Source organism: Stenotrophomonas sp. NPDC078853 (genome assembly GCF_044901215.1).
GTDB lineage: Bacteria > Pseudomonadota > Gammaproteobacteria > Xanthomonadales > Xanthomonadaceae > Stenotrophomonas > Stenotrophomonas lacuserhaii.
This window is the reverse complement of sequence record NZ_JBJDOQ010000002.1, coordinates 1-21,943: the sequence shown is the minus strand read 5'-3', so window position 1 is coordinate 21,943 and position 21,943 is coordinate 1. Positions and strand designations below refer to the sequence as shown.

The following is a 21,943-nucleotide window of genomic DNA, read 5'->3' as shown; positions in this document are numbered from 1 at the left end:
CCGCTCATGCCGGCACGTCCATGTACTGCAGCACCAGGCCCTGCGACAACAGGCTCCAGCCGTCCAGCACCACGAACAGGATCAGTTTGATCGGCGCGGAGATGGTGACCGGGCTCATCATCATCATGCCCAGTGCCAGCAGCACGCTGGACACGATGAGATCGACCACGATGAATGGCAGATACAGATAGAAGCCCATCAGGAAAGCATCTTTAAGCTCGCTCAGGGCGTAGGCCGGCAGCAGCGCGAACAGCGAACGCTGTTCGGCGGCCAGATCGGCGGCCGGAACGTCGGCGCCGTCGCTGACCTGCGCACGTTCGAAGAAGCGCAGCAGCTCCGGATCGGCGTGGCGAGCCAGGTAGGCGCGGTACTCACCCAGGCTGCCGTCCAGGAAATCCGCGGTCTGCTGTACCGTCGTCAAGGGCTGGTCCAACTCTTGATAGGCGGCCTGCACCGAATTGATGATCGGATGCATTACATAGAAGGCCAGGATCAACGACAGCGCGTTGATGACCATGTTGGACGGAACCTGCTGCAGGCCCAGCGCATTGCGGATCAGCGTGAATACCACGCTGAACTTGATGTAGCAGGTACCGACGGCGACCAGGAACGGCAGCAGCGCAGCAGCGGCGAGGATTCCGATCAACGACACATCGTTGTTGATGTGCATGATGCTCATGCCCGCCCCGGCACCTGCGCCAGCTGGACGCCGAGGCGATCACCCACCTGCACCAGCTGACCGATGGCGAGGCAGCGACCGTTGTGCACCAGTTCCACACGCTGGCTGGCCTGGTCCGGCAATGCCACCACGCTGCCTTCGTGCAGGTCGGCCAGCTCGCACAGGCTGATGTCGAGGCGGCACAACAACACGCCCAGCTCAAGTGGCAGGTCATCCAGGCCAGTCAGGTCAGGTGAGCGGTGATGATCGGCATGCAGGGCGGGAACCGCGCCCTCAGGGGCGGGACGGAAAGGCGAATGGACAGTAGTCACGGTCAGGAAATCCGGATGAAGGTGAAAGTCAAACAGCGGGCAGGCGCCACGCCACGCACGCAGCTCGGGTGCAGGAAGCAGCACGATGTCGCCACCCCGCAGGCGGCGCAGGCGGCGCGACGTCAGGGTGACCTCCCCCATCTGCAGCCGGATGGGAACTGCGAGGTCGGCCGGCCACGATGGGATATGTCGCACCATCGGCAGCGTGGCGGAGCGCGATTCGATCCAGACCTCACCTTCGGCGGCGGCCACCACGGGCAGCGATGCATTCCCCGCCGACGTCCACACCATGGGCAGAGCGTCGGCGCGTTCGTATTCAAGTATGTCGTCGGCGAACTGCAGTGGACGGTCGACGGCGAGAAGGCTGGCCAGCACCACCGGATCCATCGCAGACCAATCCAGACCATTGAGACCGGGCAGGTGCACGGCTGCCCAGGCGTTGGCGTCCACCCGGCAGACCATCCCGCCATCGTGGCAGCCCAGTTCGAATCGCAGACAGGGCCCTGCCGGTGGCTTCCGGCTGGGCGCATCCACGCCGGCATGGCGCAGCGCCCGCACCAGCGACTGCATGCGCAGCTGCTGGGGATCGATGTCGCGCAGCAGGGTCAGGCGCGCGTTCATTCGTCATCTTCCGGTACGTGGCGGGAGCTGCGGCGCCCCGGCGTGTCATCGTCTGCGCTGTCGGCTGCCAGAACCTGCAGCGAGCCGAAGTCCGGCCGGCCCTCGGCATCCAGCGCGCTGCCCACCGCCCGTTGGGCGGACTCGGTGCTGCCGCGCAGGGTGATCGATGGCAGCGTCTGGCCCGACAGAACAGACGGCATCCAACTGGCGGTCACCTGGTGGCCCGGCCCCCAACTACGGAACGGCACACTGACCGTGCTCGGCCGCGCTGCTGACCCAGCCACCGCGTGCGCGCCCTGGCTGAGGTGGGCGCCGATCAAGGCAGTGCCGGTGTCGCGCGGCCCCGCTGCTGGCCCCTCCGCCCGCAGCGGCGTGCGACCCCGGGCGTCCACCTGCCTGCCTGCCGGCTGCAACGGCGGGGGGGCTGCTTCGCCCGCGCGGCGAGCCCGAGGATGCGCCGCAGGCCATGCCGGTGGAGCATCGACGTTGTGCTCCGTTGGTAGCCCGGCGTACGGCGCCCGGGCCGACGGGCCCCCGGCATCACCCTCCCCTTCCGGGATATGCGCTGGCCCTTCGCGCACGAAGCCGGCCATCCTGCTTGATGCGGCGGTGATGGCTGCAGTCTGCGTTTCCGCGGCGTTGGCTGCGGCATCGGCTGTCAGCGAAAGCGAGCCCCGGCTGCCAGGTGCGGACCTGCTTGGGTTGATGGGCAGCAATTGTGGTTGGGGCTGTGCAGCCGATGCCCTCGTGGTCACGCCCGGCACCGGCGGTGATCCCATCCGGGCGGCGCGTCGCAGCGGTGGCGAGGCCGTATGCCCAGCCTCTGCCTGCGTTGTGTGGAGGCGCCCAGCGGCGGTGTCGACCGACGTCTGTCCCTGCGCCGCACCTGCCGGGTGACGGGCCAGGCGCAGACTCATCGGTGCTGCGGTCAGCCTATCGGCAACGGCGAGCGGGTTGCCGTCCAGCGTGGTGGGCAACCCATCGTCCTGATCGTGCATCTGATCCGTGCTGTCTTCCCTGCGTTCCGGATCATCGGGGAGTCCACGGGGTGGCGCAGCAGATCCGTGTTGGGCGCGGCGTACCAGCGGAATCACCGATGCATCCGCGATGGGCAGATCAGGGGAGCGCGCGGGATTCAGCGCGGGGAGCGGCGACGACATGCGATTTCATCCAACTGTTGGGTGTGGCGGCGACTCTCGAGCAGGCGGCGTTCTTCACGATTACGGCTGCGATGCCAGTGTTCGAGCTTCTTCTGTTTGCGGTACTGCAGGGCGGCGCGTTGGCGTTGTCCGGCCTCTTCGGCTTCGCAGCGGATCGCGTCGGCTTCCAGGTCATTGGCGGCGTGGCCGGTCTCCAGCGCATGCGCGCGTGCCACCGCAAGGATGCGCAGACGGTCGAACAGCAGGCTGCGGCTGAGGCCGGCTTCGGGTTGCAGGATGGCGCGCTCCAGGGCAAGTTCGGCCGATGCGCGCAACGCTGCAGCTTCTTCGCGGTGGGCGGCTGCGGCCCGCTGCTGCGACTGCGCCGAAAGCAGCGACAGCTGGCGCTGCGCCTGTTTCAGCCTGACCAGCTGCGGACCACGCCTGTCAGCGGGAGAGTGCATGCAGCGCCTCCAGCGTATGTGGCAGCTCACTGCGTTCGTTCTGTGCCTGGCACAGGAACGCCATCAACGCAGCTTCCTTCGCAACCGCCTTGTCGTACACCGCGCTTGCTCCAGGGCTGTACTCGCCGAGATCGCGCATCAGCTGCAGGTCCTCCAGCGTGCCCAGCAAGCCGCGTACGTGGGCCGCCGACTGCTGCTGGGCCGGGTCTGCCAGGGTGGCGAACAGGCGGCTTCCGCTGCGCAGCACATCCAGCGCGGGCAGGTGTCCCCGGCCGGCCAGCCGGCTGCTGAGGTAAAGATGCCCATCCAGCAGCGACTTCACTTCCTCGCCGATCGGGTCGGCATCCTGCTCGTCTTCCAGCAACACCGTATAGAAGGCGGTGATGCTGCCTGTATCGGTCCGTCCACTGCGTTCGAGCAGGCGCGGCAATGCTTCGAAAACAGATGCCGGGAACCCACGGCGTGCCGGTGGCTCACCGGCGCCCAGGGCGAGCTCCCGCAGCGCACGGGCATAGCGCGTCACCGAATCCATCACCAGCAGTACCCGCTGGCCCTGGTCGCGGAAGTGCTCGGCGATGCTGGTGGCGATCAGCGCCGCCTGGCTGCGTAGTGCCGGCGCGGTATCCGAGGTCGCCTGCACGATCACCGTGCGTCCCGCGTGGGCGGAATGCCGCAGGCGCTCCACCAGTGTCGCCACTTCCCGGCCCCGCTCGCCGACCAGCGCAATCACGCTGATATCGATATCGGCATTGTCCAGCAACATTTCGGCCAGCGTGGTCTTGCCCGCGCCAGCGCCGGCGAAGATGCCGACGCGCTGCCCTTCACCGCAGGTCAGCAGGCTGTCCACCGCACGGATGCCGGTACACAGCGGGGTTTCGATCGCGCGGCGCTGGCGGTAATCCACGCCGCGCCCGTCAATCCGGCGCGCTACCGCGTGCGAATCCGAAGCTGGCGCAAGCCGCTCCACTTCATTGCCCTGGCCATCCAGCACGCTTCCCAGCAGCCGGTCTGAAACACTGATCGTCGGGCCGCGACCGGTCGGCAGGACCAGGCACTGTGATGAAAGGCCGGTGCTGTCACGCAGCAGGCCGATCGAGGCGGTGCCGTGCTCCATCGCAACCACCGTCCCGTAGCCTGCCGATGCATCGTCGTGCACCGCGGCCTGCAACCGGCACACATCGCCGATGGCCACCTGTGGCAATGGCGCCCGCAGCATCGACCCGATGATCGCGGCAGGATGGGCAGCCGGCTGCCAGAGGGAACGGGGCCACATCATCGGATCGCCTGCATCCGTGCCAGGCACTGATGGAAATCCTGCAACGCTTCGGCCAGCAGTGCCGGCTCCTGCACATAGTCGGGGTGCAGCATGCCGCCGACACGTCCATCCTCGCGGACTATCATGGCACCGGCGTCCCAATGACCTACGGGTCGGGTTACCTCGGCCAGCAACGGCTCGGCCAGCACGCTGCGTGCCTGCTCACCAATTTCGTCGATCCTTCCCCACAGCCACACCTGTTCGCCGGCACGCGGATCGAGATAGACATCGCCCACGTCATCGAAGGACATCACGATGGTCGAGTGGTCATCGAACTCGTAATCGCTGGAGTTGGCGCCAAGCTGATCCAGCGCCAGGCAGAGCGTTTCTTTGAGGGTCATAGTGATCTCACGACATCAAGGGATACGGCGTCGGAAATTTCCGAGAAGGAAAGAACCGAAAGACTGGGAAGCCGGGTCTCGATGAAGCGCTTCACGAAACGCCGCACGTCGGGCGCAACCAGCAGCACGGCTTCCGGCCGGCTGGCCAGCAGCGGTTCGAAGACGAGCACGATACGGTCGAGCAGCTGTTCGGACTGGGCAGGGTCAAGGTTGAGGAAGGCCGCCCCCTGGCTCTGGCGGATGCCTGAACGCACCAGCTGTTCGGTGTCCGGGGCCAGCAGGACGGCCGCGATGCGATCGTCGCGGGCGTGCTGGGACGAGATGTAGCGCGCCAGCCCACCGCGTACGTGTTCCACCAGCAGGACCACGTCCTTCTCCCGCTGGCCCCATTGCGCCAGGGTTTCCAGGATGAGCTTCATGTTGCGGATCGACACGCCTTCGCGCTGCAGCCGCTGCAGCACTTCGGACACGCGCTGCACCGGGATATGCCGATGCACCTCCTTCAGCAGTTCGGGGAATCGCTTTTCGGTGTCGTCCAGCAGGTGCTTGGTTTCCTGGATGCCGAACAGCTCACCGATGTTGCGCATCAGCGCGTCCTGCACCAGCTGCTGCAGTTCCTGCTGGTCACTCCGGGTGGCCATGCCCATGGCGCGCAGCTGGTCCTGCATGTCCGCCGGCATCCAGCGCCGCGCAGGCGCGCCATGCGGACCAGGAAGCTGCAGGCCGCTGTCCAGCACCGCCAGCTCATCCTCATCGCCGAGTACACGGACGTGGTCGAGCACGATATCGCTGCTGCCTGCGGCGATTTCATTGATCATCACCACCACCCGGTGCGCACCGGCCTCGTGCTCTCGCATCAGCATGTAGGGCAGCTGCATGCCGACGCGCAGATGCAGGTCCTCGCGTAGCTGGCTCTCCAGTCCGGCGCTGTGCCACTTGGCGTAGTGTGCCGGCGGCAGCAGCAGCAGCAGCGGAACCGTCTCGTTGACCTGCCTGCCTTCGCTGCCCAACAGTCCCTGCGCACCGGGCTTGTGGGGCTGGCCGTCATGGCCGAGGGCGCGTCCGGCGCCTTCGCCCGCGTTCCGTGCATCTGCGTTCTCCGACCGCACCCGCCGTGCGGCAAGCGCGAACAGTGCAACGGCCAGAAGCAGGAAGATCGGCATCGGGAAGCCGGGCAGGAAACCCAGCAGCAACAGCAGCGTGCCCGCGATGAACAGAACCTTCTGACTGCTGAAAAGCTCCTTGATGATGCTCGACCCGAGGTTGCCTTCCTCACCGCCGACACGCGTCACCACGAAGCCGGCGCTGATGCAGATGAGCAGCGCGGGAATCTGGGCCACCAGGCCATCACCGATGGTGAGCAGGGTGAACACCTGCAGCGCCTGCTGGAATCCCATGCCATGCTGCAGCATGCCGACCGCGATGCCACCGAACAGGTTCACGAACACGATCACGATGCCGGCGATGGCATCACCCTTGACGAACTTCATCGCACCGTCGTACGAACCATACAGCTGGCTCTCCTTCTCCACTTCGCGGCGGCGCAGCTTGGCGCCGGCAGCGTCGATGGACTCGGCACGCAGGTCGGCATCGATACCCATCTGCTTGCCTGGCATGCCATCCAGCGAGAAGCGCGCCACCACCTCGCCGATACGCTCGGAGCCCTTGGTGATGACGATGAACTGCACGACGGTGACGATGGCGAAGATGACGAAGCCGACCACCAGGTTGTCGGCGACGACGAACTCGCCGAATGCCGACACGATGTGCCCTGCATCGGCATCCACCAGGATCAACCGGCTGGTGCTGACCGACAGCGCGAGCCGCATCAAGGTGGTGAACAGCAGCACGGACGGGAAGGTGGAGAAGTTGAGAATGCGTTCGACGTAGAACGAGCTGAGGAAGATCACGATGGCGATCATCAGGTTGACGCCGATCAGCAGGTCCACCAGGAACGTTGGCAGCGGCACGATGAGCATGCCGATGATCACCGCCATCAGCACGACCAGGGCCAGTTCGGGCCGCAGCAGGGTGCGTGCCACCTGGCCCAGGCCGGTGGCGGGCACGTTCATCGTGGCCATCAGACGGCCACCCAGTGGCTTGCGCCCGCCTGCAGCTGTTCCTGCGTCATTGCGGCACCGAGCAGCGCTTCCACTTCATCCACCGCCCGCACGTGCTGCTCTGGTCCCTGCCATAGGCTGTGCGGAACGGCCTTCAGGAATCGTCGCAGGTTCTGCGCGAAGCGGGCCTTTTCTTCGGCTGCCAGGACGAAGGCGAGCTGGGCGAACACCGAATCGAACAGCCGCTGCAGCCCGCCCCCCATGCGTATCATCGCGAACAGGGCCGACAGCAACGCGGGCTGGGTGACGCCGATACGCGACATCATCGAGGCATCCCAACAGCAGGCCAGCAGCAGGTGATCGGCCGAGCGCAGCGTGGTGAGCTGGCGCACCCGCTGCAGCAGCGGCCCGAACTCGATGCGATTGCAGAATGGATCCAGCGCGTACATATCCGCAGCCATCGCATGTTCGATGAAGTCCACGACACGGCTGCGGCGCTCGAAGCCATACAGCGCGATCCACTCTTCATAGGTTTCCAGGGGTTCCCCGCCGCCGAGGAAATCGCGGTAGCTCTGCCTCAGCTGGGCCGGGGTCGCGGCGAGCAACCGGGCGTGCACGCGCGCCTTCAGCGCGATTTTTAGCCCGGCGCGTACCAAGCGGCCTTGCCCGTCCCTGCCACCAAGCAGCTCCTGTTCCAGTTGCTCGAGGATCTCCGCGGCCTCTTGCAGCTCTCCGCTGGAACGCAGCGCGCGCAGCACCGCCACGGCATCGCTCGGGTCCGGGAACAATGCAGCCAGCAGGCCGCGCAATGTCGCGCTGTCGATCGAGGCCAGCTGGCCGATCTGCAGACGCAGCGCGGCCAGCTTATCGGGACCCTTCGGGTCCAGGACATGGTCCAGCCACGCATGCGCGTTGACCTGCGTCTCCTCCGCATGGCGCGTCCGGTTGCGGCCCATCATGGACAGCAGCCCGGCGAGATCGTCACTCATGGCCACCATCTGGTGTAGCGTACCGGCCTGCTGCGTACTGGTGCGGCGCATTGCGGCCGTGGAGGAGGCGGGCTCCTCCTCCGCCATCGCCAGGGCGACAGACGGCTCACGGTGCCGCGGCAGCATGGCCGGAGGTCGTGTGGCGCTGGCATCAATGTGTGCCATTCACTGCCTCCCGTACGCTCTGGCGGACATGTTCCAAGTGCTCGGGCAGTGTCTGTTGCAGGTCCTCGATCGTGTCCAGGCCGGTGCCGGGCAGCAGATCCGCAGGTGTACGCACGCGAGGCTGGATCAGGAAGATCCGCACCAGCTCCTGCTGGCGCGCACTGCGATGGCGGAATGCGTGTCCCAGCCATGGAATGCGTCCCAGGCCGGGTATGGCGGTGCGGTCGCGCGCCTGCTCGTGGCGGGTATATCCCCCCACCAGCAGGCTCAGCCTGTGCGGCACGCGGGCGACGGTATCGAGGGTGGTGCGGTTGATCACCGGCAATCCTTCGACCTCGGCACCACTGGAGGTCCCGTCTTCGATCTTCAGCTGCATTTCCACTTCGTTTTCGGATGAAACGCGCGGCAGCACGCTGATCATCGTGCCGTAGGTCACCGATTCCAGCGATGCGGTCCGCTCGGCCTGCAATCGCGCATAGAAGGTGCTGTTGCTGTCGAAATGCGCAAGCACGTTTTCCTGCGTCAGCAGTACCGGGCGTGACACCACGCTTGCATGCCCGCGCTCGGAAAGTGCGGTGACCGAAGCAAGAAAGCGCTCACCATCGAGTGTGGACGTGGCGCCGTTGAACCCCAACCCGAGGCGGCCGGCAACGCCAACCTGGCCGCTCCACTTCACCCCGAGTGCATCCAGCTCGTTCTTCTGTACGTCGATGATCCACAGCGACAGCTCGACCTGTTTGCGCGGCAGATCGAGCTCGGCCACCAGCTGCTTCACTTTCTGGATGCCGGACAGCGTGCCGCGCACGATCAGGCTGTTGGTTTCCGGGTAGGCCACCACGATGGTGGGCGCCTGTCTGTCCGCAGAGGGGCGTACGGGGGGGCCGTCCTCCCTGCGTTGCAGCGGCCTGCCCTGCCGCGCCGCCACCGCGCTTTCCGCGCTGGGATCCTCGGCCGCTTCCACGGCGTCCGGCCGACGCACGATGATGCCACTGACACCTGAATCCGCCAGTACGTTCGCCAGCGTCTCAGCCATGCCGGGCAGCGTGGTTTCCCAGCTTCGCATGCCGTAGCGTCGGCCCTGGGCAAAACTGTTGCGCAGCGGTATGACCTCCACGTGTTCGGCACGCGCGTCGGCGCCGCGGTAAAGCTCATCCAGGTAGCGGGCCGCGCTGAGCACGATGTCGACATAGACGGGCGATCCGGACACATAGAACGTGCCGTCGCTGCTGGCGCCACGCAGCGCATGGCGCGGGTCGGCAAGGCGTGTACGGCGCAGGAAATCTTCCAGCACCGCAACCGAGGCGTGCTGCATCCGGCCGATGGCGTTGCGGGTTTCACTGGCGTCATGCACATACAGGGTCTGCCCATCGCTGTACCAGATCAGGCCGACGTCGCGGGCGACCTGGTCGAGCACCGCCTGCGGTTCACGCAGCGAGAAGCTGCCCTGGACACGCTTTTTCTGCGCTCTGGTGCTGACGATGACCGGCAGCTTCATCTGTGCGGCCACTGACTGCAGCAGCAGCGATACGCCGTCGCCACGGGATACGAAGGTGGCGCCGGCGGACAGTTCGCCGCGATGGCGGATCGCGGTGTTTTCAAGCGGCACGTCGTCGCCGCCTGTCTGTTGGGCAAGCAACGGCGCGGGGACGGTGCCGGCCAGCAGCACGGCGAACAGACAGACGGTGTAGCGCACGATTTTCACAATGAATGGACTGATTGATAGATGGAGCTGGGCGACCTGCCGAGCAGCGATTTGATTTCACTGCAGAAGTGCGAAGGCGAGGAAAAGCCGAAATCCGACGACAGCCGGGTGAAGGTGGCTCCGGTATCGGCATAGCGATGCAGCACCCGACCTGCGCGCAGCAGGCGCAGCTGCTCCTTCAGCGAGCGGCCGAAGGCGCGCCGGCCGATGCGGCGGAACTGGGCGACGGACAGGCCGTAGCGATCAGCAAGCTTCTGGACGCCCTGGTCCGGACTTTCCAGCACGAACCGAACCAGCTGGTAGACCTCGCGCCGGGCCCAGCGCGCGGCCACGGCCTGGAAGGCCGGTGTGTCATCCAGCAGTTCGTTCATCAGCCAGTTCTGCGGTGCGCTCGGGTGCTCGAGCGCGCCCGTGGCAGGCAGCAGCGCCGCCGTGCGGCGATCGCCTTCCACGCTGCGCTGCAGGCCTTTGGCGTGATCGTGGAACGCAAGCAGGCGCGGCACGCTGTCCGGCACCGCCAGCACCCGGACATGGCGCCCCAGCAGTTTCAGCTGGCGCTCACCGCTTGCCAGCAGGCGGACGCCACCGGGCTCGATCGTGAAGCGGGAGTTGCCGTCGTAGTCGCGTGCCGCGCCGAGGTCGACGTCCGCCACGTGGTGGTCGGCGACCAGCAACACCGATTCCGCGCGGGGTATCACGCACGACAGGGTGGTCGGATGCGCCGTCGGCGTCTGGGGAAGAGGGATGTACGACATGACGCACATGGTGTTGCGTCATGCCGCACAGGGCTATGAGCCGAGTTGCGCTTTTGCCTGCGGGTCGATCAGCGGGGCGGCAGGCGCCGGCCCCGGGTTCTGCAGCGGTTACAGCTGGGCCAGCGAGGCCACTGCGTCGAAGCGGTCGGACAGCCGCTTCAGCAGCGCAAGACGATTTGCGCGCACGGCCGGATCCTCGTCGTTGACCATCACCTGGTCGAAGAACGCGTCCACCTGCGGCCGCAGGCGCGCCAGCCGTTCCAGCACGCTGACGTAGTCCTTCTTCTGCAGGCTGGCACCGGTATCGTCGATGGCCGCGGCAACCGCTTCGGCGAGCGCGCGCTCGGCCTCTTCGCGCAGCAGCGACGGGTCGATCTGGCCCGGGATGTCGATGTCGGCCTTGCGCAGGATGTTACCGATGCGCTTGTTCGCCGCCGCCAGTGCCGGCGCTTCCGGCAAGGCTGCAAATGTACCGATTGCGTCAATACGTCGGTCGAAGTCATACAGCGACGCGGGCTTCAGTTCGGCCACCGCGTTGAACTGCGACGCCGGAACGCCCTTGTCGGCGTAATAGCCGCGCAGGCGTTCGATGATGAAGTCGTACAGTTCGGCCACGTCGGCCTGCACGTTGCGCGGTGCGAGCGCCGTGTTGGCCTGCGCCAGCAGAGCGCCCAGATCCAGTTCGAAGCCGCTTTCGATGACCGTGCGCGCCAGGCCCAGCGCGTTGCGGCGCAGCGCGAAGGGATCCTTGTTGCCGGTCGGCTTGAGGCCTGCGGCAAAGCCACCGGCGAGGGTGTCCAGGCGCTCGGCGATCGCCAGCACCTTGCCCAGCGGCGACAGCGCGATGTCGTCACCGCCAAAACGCGGCTGGTAGGACTCGTCGATGGCCAGCGCGACCTCCGGCGACTCGCCCCCGGTCAGCGCGTAATGGCGGCCGGCGATACCCTGCAGTTCGGGGAATTCATTGACCATGCGGGACTGCAGGTCGTTCTTGGCCAGTTGCGCGGCACGCCGCGCCAGCACGGGGTCGGCACCGACCTGCGGGGCGATGGCATCGGCCAGCGCGACCACGCGTGCGACCTTGTCGGCCACACTGCCCAGCTTGGCCTGGTAGGTCACGGTCTTCAGGCCATCGCCCATCGACTCCAGCCCCTGCTTGAGATCTTCGTCGAAGAAGAACTTGGCATCGGCGAAGCGCGGACGGATCACCCGCTCGTAGCCCTTGGCGACTTCCGCCACCTCCCTGGATTCGATGTTGGCGATGCCGATGAACTTCTCGGTCAGCCTGCCGCCCTCATCCAGCACCGGGAAGAATTTCTGGTTGATCTCCATCGTCTCGATCAGCGCTTCCTGCGGCACCGCCAGGAACGCGCGCTCGAAGCTGCACAGCACCGCCGACGGCCATTCGACCAGGTTGACCACCTGCCCCAGATTGTCTTCGGTGATGCGTGCACTGCCGCCCGCTTCCGCAGCGGCGGCCTGCACCTGCGCGGCGATGCGTTCGCGGCGTTCCTGCGGATCGACCAGCACGAAGGCCGAACGCAGCGATTCGACGTAATCCTGCGGTTGGGTCAGCCACACGGTCTTATCATGGTGGAAGCGATGGCCGCGGGTCATGCGGTCGGCCTTCAGGCCGAACAGTTCGGCATCGACGATGTCCGGGCCGTGCAGCAGCACCAGCCAATGCACCGGCCGCGCGAAGCCCCATGCATGGTCACCCCAGCGCATCGGCTTGGGGATCGGCATCGCCGCGATCGCCTCGCGCAGTACCTCCGGCAACAGGTCGGCGGTGCGCGCACCCGGCTTCACGGCGCGGTGCACGAAGCGCTCGCCCTTGGCGTCGCGGGTCTTCTCCAGCGCGCTCCAGTCGATCCCGGCCTTGGCCGCGAAGCCCTGCAGCGCCTTGGTCGGCTGGCCGTCGGCATCCAGTGCGATGTTCAGGTACGGGCCCAGCACTTCGCTGTGCTGCTCGGGCTGTTCGGTGCCCACGCCCGGCAGCAGCACAGCGAGGCGGCGTGGCGTGGACAGCGGGCGCGCATCGCCCAGGTCCAGTTCGACGCCGCGCTTGCGCAGGCCCTCGACGATGCCGTCGAAGAACGCCTGGGACAGGCCCGGCAGCGCCTTGACCGGCAGCTCTTCGGTGCCCAGTTCGATCAGCAGGGGAGACAGGTGGCTCATCGGTTCAATCCAGTTGGGGGCGCAGCGCGCGACGCGGCCGGCGCCCGGTGGTTCGGGAAGGTGCGGGACTCAGGCCTGCGTTCTGGCGCCGGGGAAGCCCAGCTTCTCGCGCTGTTCGTAGTACGCCTGGGCCACGCCCTGGGCCAGCGCGCGCACGCGCAGGATGTAACGCTGGCGCTCGGTCACGCTGATCGCACGGCGCGCATCGAGCAGGTTGAAGGCATGGCTGGCCTTGGTCACCTGCTCGTACGCCGGCAGCGGCAGGCCCAGTTCGACCAGCTTCTTCGCTTCGCGTTCGCAGGCGTCGAAACGGTGGAACATTTCCTCCACGTCGGCGTGTTCGAAGTTGTAGGTGCTCTGCTCCACTTCGTTCTGGTGGTAGACATCGCCATAGGTCACCGGAGTGCCGTCCGGGCCATAGGTCCACACCAGGTCGTAGACGTTGTCGCAGTTCTGCAGGTACATGCACAGGCGCTCGAGACCGTAGGTGATCTCGCCCAGCACCGGCCGGCACTCCAGGCCACCGGCCTGCTGGAAGTAGGTGAACTGGGTCACTTCCATGCCGTTGAGCCAGACTTCCCAGCCCAGGCCCCACGCGCCCAGGGTCGGCGATTCCCAGTTGTCTTCGACAAAACGCAGGTCATGCACCAGCGGATCGATGCCCAGCGCCTTCAGCGAATCCAGGTACAGCTGCTGGATGTTGTCCGGCGCCGGCTTCATCGCTACCTGGTACTGGTAGTAGCGCTGCAGGCGGTTCGGGTTCTCGCCATAGCGGCCATCGGTGGGGCGCCGCGAAGGCTGCACGTAGGCGGCATTCCAGGTCTCCGGGCCGATCGCGCGCAGGAAGGTCGCCGGGTGGAACGTGCCGGCGCCCACTTCCAGGTCGAGCGGCTGGATCAGCACGCAGCCCTGCTGCGCCCAGAACTGGTTCAGGGTCTGGATCAGGCCCTGGAAGGTGATCGGAACGGTCGGGGTCGCGGACATGCGGTCGTTTCTTGGCCGGGCAGAGGGGTGCGCTAGTATAACGAGCGACCACCGCCGGGCGCTGGACGTGATCCAGACCACGCTGCGGCGGCGTTCAACGCACCACGTGGCAACCAAGGAAACAGGACGATGGAGCAGCACCCGATGGCGTCGTCCCCGCATCCAGCAGCGATCCTGCCGCCCGGCCGGCTGCTGTTCGAACAGGTCGCCACCGCGCTGGTGGCCGACGGGCTGGTCGCCGACAGCGACCTGGAGCGTGTGCGGTTTTCTGCCCACGGCGCGAAGAACGCCAGCGAAGTGCATCCGCTGGTGCTGCTGGCCAACCTGAAACTGGCCGCCAGCGGCGGCGGCGAGCTGGGGCTGGAGCGGCTCACCGACTGGCTGGCCAAGCGCACCGGCACCCGCTACCTGCGCATCGACCCGACCCGGGTGGACGTGGCCAGCGTGACCGCGCTGGTGTCCCACGCCTATGCGCGCCGGCATCGTTTCCTGCCCCTGGCGGTGGACAGCGAACGGGTGCTGGTGGCTACCAGCGAGCCGCTGGCGCAGGAGTGGCGGCGCGACCTGCAGCACCTGACCCGCCGCCCCATCGAACTGGCCCTGGTCAACCCGCTGGACCTGCACCGCTACACCATGGAGTTCTACGGGGTTACCCGTTCGGTGCGTGGCGCCCGCGGCGATGCCCGTTCGGAAACCAGCAGTACCCTGCCCAGCTTCGAGCAGCTGGTGGAGCTGGGCCGCGCCGGCGACGTCAATGCCGACGACCAGCACATCGTGCACATCGTCGACTGGCTGCTGCAGTACGCCTACGAGCAGCGTGCCTCGGACATCCACCTGGAGCCGCGGCGCGACATGGGCCGCATGCGTTTCCGCATCGATGGCGTACTGCACAAGGTGTTCGAAGTGCCGCCGGCGGTGATGACCGCCGTGGTCAGCCGGATCAAGGTGCTCGGCCGGATGGACCTGGGCGAACGCCGGCGCCCGCAGGACGGCCGGATCAAGACCCGCTCGCCGGGGGGCCGCGAAGTGGAAATGCGTATTTCCACCATGCCCACCGCGTTCGGCGAGAAGTGCGTGATGCGCATCTTCGACCCCGACGCGGCGTTCAAGAGCATCGACCAGCTGGGCTTCAGCGCGCAGGAAGCGGCCGGCTGGACCACGCTGGTCGAACAGCCACACGGGATCGTGCTGGTCACCGGGCCAACCGGTTCGGGCAAGACCACCACGCTGTATTCCACGCTGAAACGGCTGGCCACGCCGGATGTGAATGTGTGCACGGTGGAAGACCCGATCGAAATGATCGCGCCGGAATTCAACCAGATGCAGGTGCAGACCAACATCGACCTGGATTTCGCCAGCGGCGTGCGCACCCTGCTGCGGCAGGATCCGGACATCATCATGATCGGTGAAATCCGCGACCTGGAAACCGCGCAGATGGCGGTGCAGGCTTCGCTTACCGGCCATCTGGTGTTGTCCACCCTGCACACCAACGATGCGCCCTCGGCGATCACCCGCCTGCTCGACCTCGGCGTGCCGCATTACCTGTTGGCCTCCACCCTGAACGGCATCCTGGCCCAGCGCCTGGTGCGCACCCTGTGCACGCACTGCAAGGTGCCGCACGTGCTGGAAGCAGCCGACTGGGCGGTGCTGGCTGATGGCCAGATGGCATATCCAGATGCCGCCACGCCGTACCGGCCGGTCGGCTGCCTGGAGTGCCGGCGCACCGGATTCATGGGGCGGATCGGGCTGTATGAGCTGCTGCCATTGGGCTCGCGGCTGCGCGGGCGGATCCGCGCAGACATGGATCTGGGCGCGTTTTCGCGTGAAGCACGCGGTGCAGGACTGCGCACCCTGCGCCAGGCAGGGCTTGAAAAGGTGGCCCTTGGGCTGACTACAATCGAGGAAGTCCTGTCAGTCGTGCCGCCTGCCGATGAACCGCCTTCCCTTCCTGATCGTTGAAACCGGCCGACCGCTCGCCTCGTTGCGGCGCTACGGCCGTTTTCCGCATTGGATCCGGGTGGCGGCGGGGCTGGAAGAACAGGAAACCGTGGTGGTCGATGCCGAACACGGCGACCCCCTGCCGGACGTGCGCGGTTATGCGGGCGTGCTGGTGACCGGCTCGGCCGCCTATGTCACCGACCGGGCCGACTGGAGCGAACGCAGCGCCGTCTGGCTGCGCGAGGCGGTGCACGGCGGCAGCCCGGTGTTCGGCATCTGCTACGGCCACCAGCTGCTGGCGCACGCGCTGGGCGGGCAGGTGGATTACAACCCTGCCGGCCGCGAATCGGGCACCATCGAGTTGTCGCTGGATCCCGCTGCCCATCAAGACCCACTGTTCAGCGGTTTGCCATCGCGTTTCCCGGCCCACGCCACGCACATGCAGACGGTGCTGCGCGCACCGGAAGGTGCCTCGGTGCTGGCCCGTTCCACGCTGGATGGCTGCCATGCCTTCCGCTGGGGTGACCGCGCCTGGGGGGTGCAGTTCCATCCGGAATTCGCCACCCACCACATGCGCGGGTACGTGCGCGCGCGTGCCCAGTGCATCCGCCAGCACGGCGGCTGCGCACGCAGCATCGAGCGTGCCATCACCGCCGCCCCGCTGGCGCGGCAACTGCTGCGCCGTTTCGTGCGCCAGGCCCGCCACGCTTCAGGTCACGGTGCCGTAAAACAGGGATAATCACCGGATGCAGGGCACGCGCCCTGCCCCTCCCCTGTTCTTCGGATTGGTATGAGCGAGATGCGCAAGCTACCGGCTTCGGCTGGTGCGGAATGGCTGGTGTCCGGGTTCACCCTGCTGCGCAAGGCGCCGCTGGGCCTGGGCATCCTTGGCATGATCTGGGCGTTGGCCGCGCTGCTGGTGACGGCATTGGCGACGATGGTGCCCGTGCTCGCGCTGCCCGCGCAGTTGGTGATGGCCCTGGCCGGCCCGCTGATCTTCGGCGGCCTGGTATGGGCCGTGCGCGAGGTCGACCACGGTCGCCCGGCGCAGCCGGCGCACCTGTTGCAGGGCCTGCACGACGGCCGCGCGCCGCACCTTCTGGTCTCGCTGCTGCCGCAGCTGGTAGCCGGCCTGGTGCTGGGCATCCTGTTGCTGCTGCTGATCGGCAGCTCTGGCCTGGGCCAGCTCAGCGAGGTGATGACCAAGCTCAACGAACTGAGCCAGTCCGGTGCGCAGCCGAGCCCGGCGGAGATGGAAGCGCTGGCCGCCAGCCTGCCCGCTGGCCGCATCCTGCTGTGGCTGCTGTGTGTGCTGGTGGTGTTCATCGCGGTGGCGCTGGCACTGTTCACGCTGTCGCCGCAGGTCATGTTCGAACAGCGCAACGGGCTGCAGGCGCTGCGCCTGAGCCTGCGCGCCTGCGTGCACAACCTGCTGCCGATGGCGGTGTTCTTCCTGCTCGCCTTCGTGGCGGTGTTCGCCGTCTACTTCCTGGTGATGATCGTGGCGATGGTCGCCCAGCTGGTGGGCGGGGCGATGCTGGCCCTGTTCGCCGCGCAGCTGTTGCTGATGGGCGTGATCATGCCGGTGTTCGCCGGCGCGGTGTACAGCGCCTGGAAGCAGATGTTCGGCGAGGCAGGTGAACCGCCGGCACTGCCGGACAGCGGACCGTCGAACGTGTTCCACGCCTGAAGCTTTGGGTGCCGCTGCGCTCGTCGAGCGTGGCTCGGCGCTTCCGGGTCAGGGCTCGGTCTGGCGGGCGCTGGAGGGCACCAGCCACTTCGAGGCGTGGATGCCCAGTTCGTAGAGCAGGCACATCGGGATGGCCAGCATCAGCTGTGACACCACGTCCGGCGGCGTCAGCACCGCCGCCAGCACGAAGATGCCGACCACCGCATAGCCGCGTCCTTCCTTGAACTGCTGCGGCGTGACCCAACCGAGCAGCGTCAAGATGACCATCGCCACCGGCAGCTCGAAGCTGCCGCCGAAGGCGAAGAAGATCGCCAGCACGAAATCCAGGTAGGCATTCGCATCCGGCGTGATCGCAATCACGTCCGGCCGGAAGGTGGTCAGGAAGTGGAAAACCGCCGGCAGCACCAGGAAATACGCGAACGCGCAGCCGGTGTAGAACAGCAGTACCGACGAGCCGAGGATCGGCACCGCCAGTCGTTTTTCGCGTGCGTACAGGCCAGGCGCGACGAAGGCCCACAGCTGGTACAGCAACCACGGCATGGCCACGAACAGGGCGAGGAAGAAGGTCAGCTTCAGGGGCGCGAAGAAGGCACCGGCCGGGTTGATCGCGATCATCGACTGCCCATTGGGCAGCTGCGAGATCAGCGGCTCGGCGACGACGGTGTAGAGGGTGCGCGAAAAGGGGAGCAGGCCCAGCAGTACGACACCCAGGCCCAGCAGCGCGCGTACCAGCCGTGCGCGGAGTTCGACCAGATGCTCCACCAGCGAACTTTCACCGAACTCGTGCTCGCTCATGGGATGTTCTCCTTCGCATTGGCAGGCGCAGGCGCATCGGCCGGCGGCTCCGCCGTCGCAGGTGCCGGACGGGAATCGGGCAGCACGGCCGGTGCGGACGATGGCTGATCCAGCGCGATGGTTTCAGGCGTGGGGCGCACCTCGCCCATCGACGCGGTGGCGCGTGGCGTGCCGCGCACTTCATCGGCGATCACCCGGCCCTGGTCATCCACATCCTGCATCTGCCGGCGCGCGGCTTCGCCGCTGGCACGCAGTTCGCTCTCGGTGTCCTGCATCGACTGACGCACGTCCTGCATCTGCCGCTTGATGTCCTCGGCCTGCAGCTCACGCTCCAGCTCCTGCTTCACCGAATCCCACTGGTTGCGCGCACGGCGCACCCACAGGCCGGCAAAGCGCGCCGCCTTCGGCAGTCGTTCCGGGCCAAGTACCACCAGTGCCACGATCGCAACGACCAGCAGCTCACTGAAGCCGATATCAAACACCGCTACCCCTCCGGATCAACGCGGGTCGCGGTCGCGCTCGTCCTGCACCGTGCTGCTGCGCGAGGCATCGTTGCGCGATTCATCACCGAGCTGTGCACCCGGCTTGTCTTCGTCACGCATGCCTTTCTTGAATTCCTTCACGGCCGAGCCGAGGTCCTTGGCGCCGCTGGTGAGCCGCTTGGTGCCGAACACCAGCAGAACCACGGCCAGCACGATCAACCAATGCCAGATGCTGAAACTGCCCATAAAGACGCTCGCAAATATTTTCAGGGATCAGGATCCCGAGCATAGCGCACCGGCAGGGGGCCGGCGCGCATGCTGGAAGTCAGTTGCCGTCCAGTGACTCGGTACGGATCTCACCTTCGGTTACTGGCTGGAAGCCCTGTTGCGACGGCGGCGCGGCAGGTACGTTCTGCAGTGGCACGGTGGTCGCTTCGGCGGCCGGCGGCGGAGCCACCTGCGGGGCCGGAGCGACAGCCGCCGCACGCGGTGCGGGCGCCTGGCCACTGGAGCCACGGTTGTTGCGGGCGGCGTAGGTGGCCTCTTCAAGGCGGTCACGGAAGGCCACCACGTCCATCGACGGGGCACCTGCGGCACGCCCTTCGAAGATCATCCGCGGCGTGGTGCCGCTGCCGTACGCATCCAGATTGGCGGCATCATCGATCTGCAGCACGGCACCGTCCAGGGCGACACCGGCAAACAGGCCGCGTGCACGCGACCACGACCAGATTTCCGCCTTCAGCTGGCCATCGGTCGCGGCGGCCGCATTGCGTCCGACCGGACCTGCCGCCACGCCGGCATCCGCGCCAAGGGTGAACTTGCCATTGACCAGGTTGTCCAGGCTGCGTTCGTTGCGGAACACCAGCACCACGTCGGAGGACTGCACACCGGCCTGGAAGCCGATGCTGCCACCGGTGAGCTTCATGAATACCGGATTGGACCAGCTGCCATCGGGCATCTTCACCGACATCAGGCCATGCCCGCGGCGGCCGCCGATGACCAGCCCGGCCTTGATGGTGTCGGGAATGACGACGACGGCATGGCCTTCATCGAGCAGCTTGTCCGGGATCCCCTGCTCGGGAATTTCCTGGATTTCGGCCAGCACGCGTACCGCGTTGCGCGCACGCTGGTCTTCCTGGGGGCCGGCCAGCGCGGCCTGGCTGGACAACATCAAGCCAGCAGTGATCAACAGGGTAAGGCGAAGGCGACGCATGACGGACTCCGTATCAGTTCACCAAGAAGATATAGCAAGCAGCTGAAAGTAGGGCCGTTTAGATGAATCAGCAATGAGTTTTCCGGCTATTCATTCACTCTTTCGATCCATCTCATTGATCGATCTCATCCCTCCTTCGGACGCGATCAGCGACAATGGTGCATGCTCAACGCACCCGATTCCGCCGTGCTGGCGGTGAACCTAGGCACGCCCGAAGCGCCAACTGCCCCGGCAGTGCGGCGCTATCTGGCTGAATTTCTTTCCGATCCGCGTGTGGTGGCGATTCCGGCGTTGTTCTGGAAGCCGTTGCTGTACGGCGTCATCCTGCCGCTGCGCAGCGGGCGCTCCGCGGAAAAGTACGCGCAGGTGTGGCTGCCGGGCGGCTCACCGCTGATGGTGCACACACGCAACCTGGCCGAGGCCATGCAGCGTTTGATGCCCAGCCGTCGGGTCCGCCATGCGATGCGCTATGGGGTACCCGCGCTGGGCAGGGAGCTCGATGACGCCAAGGCCGCCGGCATCCGCCGCATCGCGGTGCTGCCGCTGTATCCGCAGTATTCAACCACCACCACGGCGTCGGTCGAGGACCTGGTGGAGCGCTGGCGGCGCAGGAATCCCGATGTGCAGGTGGAGCTGATCCGCGACTACCCGGTGCACCCTGCGTGGGTCGACGCGGTTGCCGGGTCGATCCGTCGGTGGTGGGAACAGCATGGCCGGGGGGAGAAACTGATGTTCTCCTTCCATGGGATACCGCAGCGGGTTGCCGATGCCGGTGACCCCTACCCGCGGCAGTGCGAAGCGAGTGCGGCGGCCATCGCTGCGGCGCTGGGCCTGTCCGCTGACCAATGGCAGATGGGGTATCAGTCGCGGTTCGGCCGCGAGAAGTGGCTGCAGCCCTATGCCGAACCCAGCCTGTGGGCGCTGGCCGAGGGCGGCGTCAAGCAGATCGACGTGGTCTGCCCCGGGTTTGCAACCGACTGCCTGGAAACCCTGGAAGAGGTCGCGTTGGGCTTCACCCACACCTTGGCCGAGCGCGGCGCGCAGATGCGCTACATCCCTTGTCTGAATGATGATCCTGCGCACGCAGGCGCCTTGGCGCAGTTGGCGGAGGACGCGCTGAAGTGACGTTGCAGGCGTTTTCGCTGCAACTGGGCGGCCAGACCGTCAGTGGACTGCGGCGGCCAGGGACGGGGCGTCGGATACTGGCGCTGCATGGCTGGCTGGATAACGCCGCCAGCTTCATGCCGCTGCTTGCGCATCTGCCGGAGCTGGACATCGTGATGCTGGACCTGCCCGGACATGGCTTCAGCAGCCACCTGCCGGCAGGTGCCAGCTACACCACGCCGGCAGCCATCTGCCATGTCCTGGATGTGGCCGACGCGCTGGGATGGGAACGCTTCACTCTGCTGGGCCACTCCATGGGGGCCGGCATCGCCAGCCTGACGGCCGCCGTTTCTGATCGCGTGGAGCGGCTGGTGGCGATCGAGGCGCTCGGCGGGTTGCGAGGCCCGGAATCGGAGACCGCGCAGCGCCTGCGCGACCACGTGACCGCCAGCCGCACGACCAACGGCCGACCGCTGAGGGTGTTCCCTACGCTGGCTGCACCAATCCGCGCCAGGATGATGGCCAATCAGCTGAGCGAAGCCAACGCGCGCCTGCTGGTGGAGCGCGGGGTATGCGACGTGCCGGGGGGTTACAGCTGGCGCACCGATCAGCGGCTGATGCTGCCAACCGCGGTCCGGCTCACCGAGGGCCAGATCGACAACCTGCTGCAGGCCATCGCCTGTCCCGTGCAGGTGATCTATGCCAGCCCCGCCCAGGCCTATTACCCCGAACCGCAGCGCAGCGAGCGGCTCAAGCACCTGCGCGATGGCCGGTTGGCCGTGCTGCCAGGCACGCACCACGTGCATATGGAACGGCCAGCCGAGGTTGCCGAGCTCATCATGCGGTTCTGTGCCTGAGCGACTGATCCGTCAACCTTTTTTCAGACAAAAGAAAAACCCCGCTGCGTGAGCAGCGGGGTTTTTGGGTATAAACCCTGGCGATGACCTACTCTCGCATGGCTTGAGCCACACTACCATCGGCGCAGCTGCGTTTCACTTCCGAGTTCGGGATGGGATCG

21 protein-coding genes and 1 rRNA gene are annotated in these 21,943 nt (G+C 66.6%); 5 read left to right on the top strand and 17 right to left on the bottom strand.

Features of this window, described 5'->3' with window-relative positions:
- Positions 1-4 precede the first annotated feature (4 nt).
- The 12 genes from ACI2JH_RS02325 to glyQ form a co-directional block, all read right to left on the bottom strand.
- Positions 5-679, bottom strand: coding sequence for an EscR/YscR/HrcR family type III secretion system export apparatus protein (locus ACI2JH_RS02325; protein WP_269801217.1), 675 nt, complete (start codon positions 677-679; stop codon positions 5-7).
- Positions 676-1,611, bottom strand: coding sequence for a FliM/FliN family flagellar motor switch protein (locus ACI2JH_RS02320; RefSeq protein WP_404735319.1), 936 nt, complete (start codon positions 1,609-1,611; stop codon positions 676-678). The genes ACI2JH_RS02325 and ACI2JH_RS02320 overlap by 4 nt, the downstream gene beginning before the upstream one ends.
- The gene (locus ACI2JH_RS02315) at positions 1,608-1,811 is read right to left on the bottom strand and encodes a hypothetical protein (protein WP_101099476.1); all 204 of its coding nucleotides are present in this window, start codon (positions 1,809-1,811) and stop codon (positions 1,608-1,610) included. Before ACI2JH_RS02315 ends, ACI2JH_RS02320 begins: the two co-directional genes overlap by 4 nt.
- A gap of 935 nt (positions 1,812-2,746) precedes the next feature.
- Positions 2,747-3,214 (bottom strand): hypothetical protein, encoded by a 468-nt coding sequence (locus ACI2JH_RS02310; protein ID WP_182656387.1) that lies wholly within the window; start codon positions 3,212-3,214, stop codon positions 2,747-2,749.
- Positions 3,198-4,487 (bottom strand): FliI/YscN family ATPase, encoded by a 1,290-nt coding sequence (locus ACI2JH_RS02305; protein WP_101099509.1) that lies wholly within the window; start codon positions 4,485-4,487, stop codon positions 3,198-3,200. The genes ACI2JH_RS02310 and ACI2JH_RS02305 overlap by 17 nt, the downstream gene beginning before the upstream one ends.
- Positions 4,487-4,870: a hypothetical protein gene (locus tag ACI2JH_RS02300; RefSeq protein WP_182656388.1), complete on the bottom strand. Its 384-nt coding sequence runs from the start codon at positions 4,868-4,870 to the stop codon at positions 4,487-4,489. The genes ACI2JH_RS02305 and ACI2JH_RS02300 overlap by 1 nt, the downstream gene beginning before the upstream one ends.
- A complete protein-coding gene (locus ACI2JH_RS02295) occupies positions 4,867-6,951 on the bottom strand; it encodes an EscV/YscV/HrcV family type III secretion system export apparatus protein (RefSeq protein WP_404735318.1) in 2,085 nt (694 codons plus the stop codon). Before ACI2JH_RS02295 ends, ACI2JH_RS02300 begins: the two co-directional genes overlap by 4 nt.
- Complete coding sequence (gene sctW, locus ACI2JH_RS02290) at positions 6,951-7,919, bottom strand: type III secretion system gatekeeper subunit SctW (protein WP_404735317.1); 969 nt, start codon at positions 7,917-7,919, stop codon at positions 6,951-6,953. Before sctW ends, ACI2JH_RS02295 begins: the two co-directional genes overlap by 1 nt.
- A gap of 151 nt (positions 7,920-8,070) precedes the next feature.
- Positions 8,071-9,777 carry a type III secretion system outer membrane ring subunit SctC gene (gene sctC / locus ACI2JH_RS02285; protein ID WP_404735316.1) on the bottom strand — a complete coding sequence of 569 codons (1,707 nt, stop codon included), beginning with the start codon at positions 9,775-9,777 and terminating at the stop codon, positions 8,071-8,073.
- A 5-nt stretch (positions 9,778-9,782) separates the two neighbouring features.
- Positions 9,783-10,541 (bottom strand): helix-turn-helix domain-containing protein, encoded by a 759-nt coding sequence (locus ACI2JH_RS02280; RefSeq protein WP_157825136.1) that lies wholly within the window; start codon positions 10,539-10,541, stop codon positions 9,783-9,785.
- Between the two features lie 108 nt (positions 10,542-10,649).
- The gene (gene glyS / locus ACI2JH_RS02275) at positions 10,650-12,719 is read right to left on the bottom strand and encodes a glycine--tRNA ligase subunit beta (protein ID WP_404735315.1); all 2,070 of its coding nucleotides are present in this window, start codon (positions 12,717-12,719) and stop codon (positions 10,650-10,652) included.
- 69 nt (positions 12,720-12,788) lie between these two features.
- The gene (glyQ, locus tag ACI2JH_RS02270) at positions 12,789-13,703 is read right to left on the bottom strand and encodes a glycine--tRNA ligase subunit alpha (protein ID WP_101099483.1); all 915 of its coding nucleotides are present in this window, start codon (positions 13,701-13,703) and stop codon (positions 12,789-12,791) included.
- A 129-nt stretch (positions 13,704-13,832) separates the two neighbouring features.
- Between glyQ and ACI2JH_RS02265 the strand changes: the two genes are divergently transcribed.
- The 3 genes from ACI2JH_RS02265 to ACI2JH_RS02255 are packed head-to-tail and all read left to right on the top strand — an operon-like array spanning position 13,833 to position 17,331.
- Entirely contained in the window at positions 13,833-15,662 is a 1,830-nt protein-coding gene (locus ACI2JH_RS02265; protein ID WP_404735314.1) for a GspE/PulE family protein, read from the top strand.
- Positions 15,634-16,380 (top strand): glutamine amidotransferase, encoded by a 747-nt coding sequence (locus ACI2JH_RS02260; protein ID WP_404735313.1) that lies wholly within the window; start codon positions 15,634-15,636, stop codon positions 16,378-16,380. Before ACI2JH_RS02265 ends, ACI2JH_RS02260 begins: the two co-directional genes overlap by 29 nt.
- Before the next feature lie 51 nt (positions 16,381-16,431).
- Positions 16,432-17,331 (top strand): BPSS1780 family membrane protein, encoded by a 900-nt coding sequence (locus ACI2JH_RS02255; RefSeq protein ID WP_182656394.1) that lies wholly within the window; start codon positions 16,432-16,434, stop codon positions 17,329-17,331.
- Between the two features lie 48 nt (positions 17,332-17,379).
- Here the strand turns inward: ACI2JH_RS02255 and tatC are convergent, their stop codons facing one another.
- The 4 genes from tatC to ACI2JH_RS02235 form a co-directional block, all read right to left on the bottom strand.
- Complete coding sequence (gene tatC / locus ACI2JH_RS02250) at positions 17,380-18,126, bottom strand: twin-arginine translocase subunit TatC (RefSeq protein ID WP_101099487.1); 747 nt, start codon at positions 18,124-18,126, stop codon at positions 17,380-17,382.
- A complete protein-coding gene (gene tatB / locus ACI2JH_RS02245; protein WP_404735312.1) occupies positions 18,123-18,608 on the bottom strand; it encodes a Sec-independent protein translocase protein TatB in 486 nt (161 codons plus the stop codon). Before tatB ends, tatC begins: the two co-directional genes overlap by 4 nt.
- Positions 18,609-18,623: 15 nt before the next feature.
- Positions 18,624-18,854: a Sec-independent protein translocase subunit TatA gene (gene tatA / locus ACI2JH_RS02240; protein WP_057507047.1), complete on the bottom strand. Its 231-nt coding sequence runs from the start codon at positions 18,852-18,854 to the stop codon at positions 18,624-18,626.
- Positions 18,855-18,933: 79 nt separating this feature from the next.
- Positions 18,934-19,821 carry a lipid-binding SYLF domain-containing protein gene (locus ACI2JH_RS02235; protein WP_404735311.1) on the bottom strand — a complete coding sequence of 296 codons (888 nt, stop codon included), beginning with the start codon at positions 19,819-19,821 and terminating at the stop codon, positions 18,934-18,936.
- A 162-nt stretch (positions 19,822-19,983) separates the two neighbouring features.
- Here ACI2JH_RS02235 and hemH point away from each other — a divergent pair, with 162 nt between their 5' ends.
- Both hemH and ACI2JH_RS02225 read left to right on the top strand, forming a co-directional pair.
- Positions 19,984-20,946: a ferrochelatase gene (hemH, locus tag ACI2JH_RS02230; RefSeq protein ID WP_404735310.1), complete on the top strand. Its 963-nt coding sequence runs from the start codon at positions 19,984-19,986 to the stop codon at positions 20,944-20,946.
- Positions 20,943-21,782 carry an alpha/beta fold hydrolase gene (locus ACI2JH_RS02225; RefSeq protein WP_404735309.1) on the top strand — a complete coding sequence of 280 codons (840 nt, stop codon included), beginning with the start codon at positions 20,943-20,945 and terminating at the stop codon, positions 21,780-21,782. Before hemH ends, ACI2JH_RS02225 begins: the two co-directional genes overlap by 4 nt.
- A gap of 75 nt (positions 21,783-21,857) precedes the next feature.
- Here the strand turns inward: ACI2JH_RS02225 and rrf are convergent.
- Positions 21,858-21,943, bottom strand: a 5S ribosomal RNA gene (gene rrf, locus ACI2JH_RS02220); the annotation flags it as partial.

Bases quoted from the DNA above. Each gene is read 5' to 3' on its own strand.
- ACI2JH_RS02325 (WP_269801217.1), bottom strand. From the start codon at position 679: ATGAGCATCATGCACATCAACAACGATGTGTCGTTGATCGGAATCCTC.
- ACI2JH_RS02320 (WP_404735319.1), bottom strand. From the start codon at position 1,611: ATGAACGCGCGCCTGACCCTGCTGCGCGACATCGATCCCCAGCAGCTG.
- ACI2JH_RS02315 (WP_101099476.1), bottom strand. From the start codon at position 1,811: ATGCCGTCTGTTCTGTCGGGCCAGACGCTGCCATCGATCACCCTGCGC.
- ACI2JH_RS02310 (WP_182656387.1), bottom strand. From the start codon at position 3,214: ATGCACTCTCCCGCTGACAGGCGTGGTCCGCAGCTGGTCAGGCTGAAA.
- ACI2JH_RS02305 (WP_101099509.1), bottom strand. From the start codon at position 4,487: ATGTGGCCCCGTTCCCTCTGGCAGCCGGCTGCCCATCCTGCCGCGATC.
- ACI2JH_RS02300 (WP_182656388.1), bottom strand. From the start codon at position 4,870: ATGACCCTCAAAGAAACGCTCTGCCTGGCGCTGGATCAGCTTGGCGCC.
- ACI2JH_RS02295 (WP_404735318.1), bottom strand. From the start codon at position 6,951: ATGGCCACGATGAACGTGCCCGCCACCGGCCTGGGCCAGGTGGCACGC.
- sctW (WP_404735317.1), bottom strand. From the start codon at position 7,919: ATGAGTGACGATCTCGCCGGGCTGCTGTCCATGATGGGCCGCAACCGG.
- ACI2JH_RS02280 (WP_157825136.1), bottom strand. From the start codon at position 10,541: ATGTCGTACATCCCTCTTCCCCAGACGCCGACGGCGCATCCGACCACC.
- glyS (WP_404735315.1), bottom strand. From the start codon at position 12,719: ATGAGCCACCTGTCTCCCCTGCTGATCGAACTGGGCACCGAAGAGCTG.
- glyQ (WP_101099483.1), bottom strand. From the start codon at position 13,703: ATGTCCGCGACCCCGACCGTTCCGATCACCTTCCAGGGCCTGATCCAG.
- ACI2JH_RS02265 (WP_404735314.1), top strand. From the start codon at position 13,833: ATGGAGCAGCACCCGATGGCGTCGTCCCCGCATCCAGCAGCGATCCTG.
- ACI2JH_RS02260 (WP_404735313.1), top strand. From the start codon at position 15,634: ATGAACCGCCTTCCCTTCCTGATCGTTGAAACCGGCCGACCGCTCGCC.
- ACI2JH_RS02255 (WP_182656394.1), top strand. From the start codon at position 16,432: ATGAGCGAGATGCGCAAGCTACCGGCTTCGGCTGGTGCGGAATGGCTG.
- tatC (WP_101099487.1), bottom strand. From the start codon at position 18,126: ATGAGCGAGCACGAGTTCGGTGAAAGTTCGCTGGTGGAGCATCTGGTC.
- tatA (WP_057507047.1), bottom strand. From the start codon at position 18,854: ATGGGCAGTTTCAGCATCTGGCATTGGTTGATCGTGCTGGCCGTGGTT.
- ACI2JH_RS02235 (WP_404735311.1), bottom strand. From the start codon at position 19,821: ATGCGTCGCCTTCGCCTTACCCTGTTGATCACTGCTGGCTTGATGTTG.
- hemH (WP_404735310.1), top strand. From the start codon at position 19,984: ATGCTCAACGCACCCGATTCCGCCGTGCTGGCGGTGAACCTAGGCACG.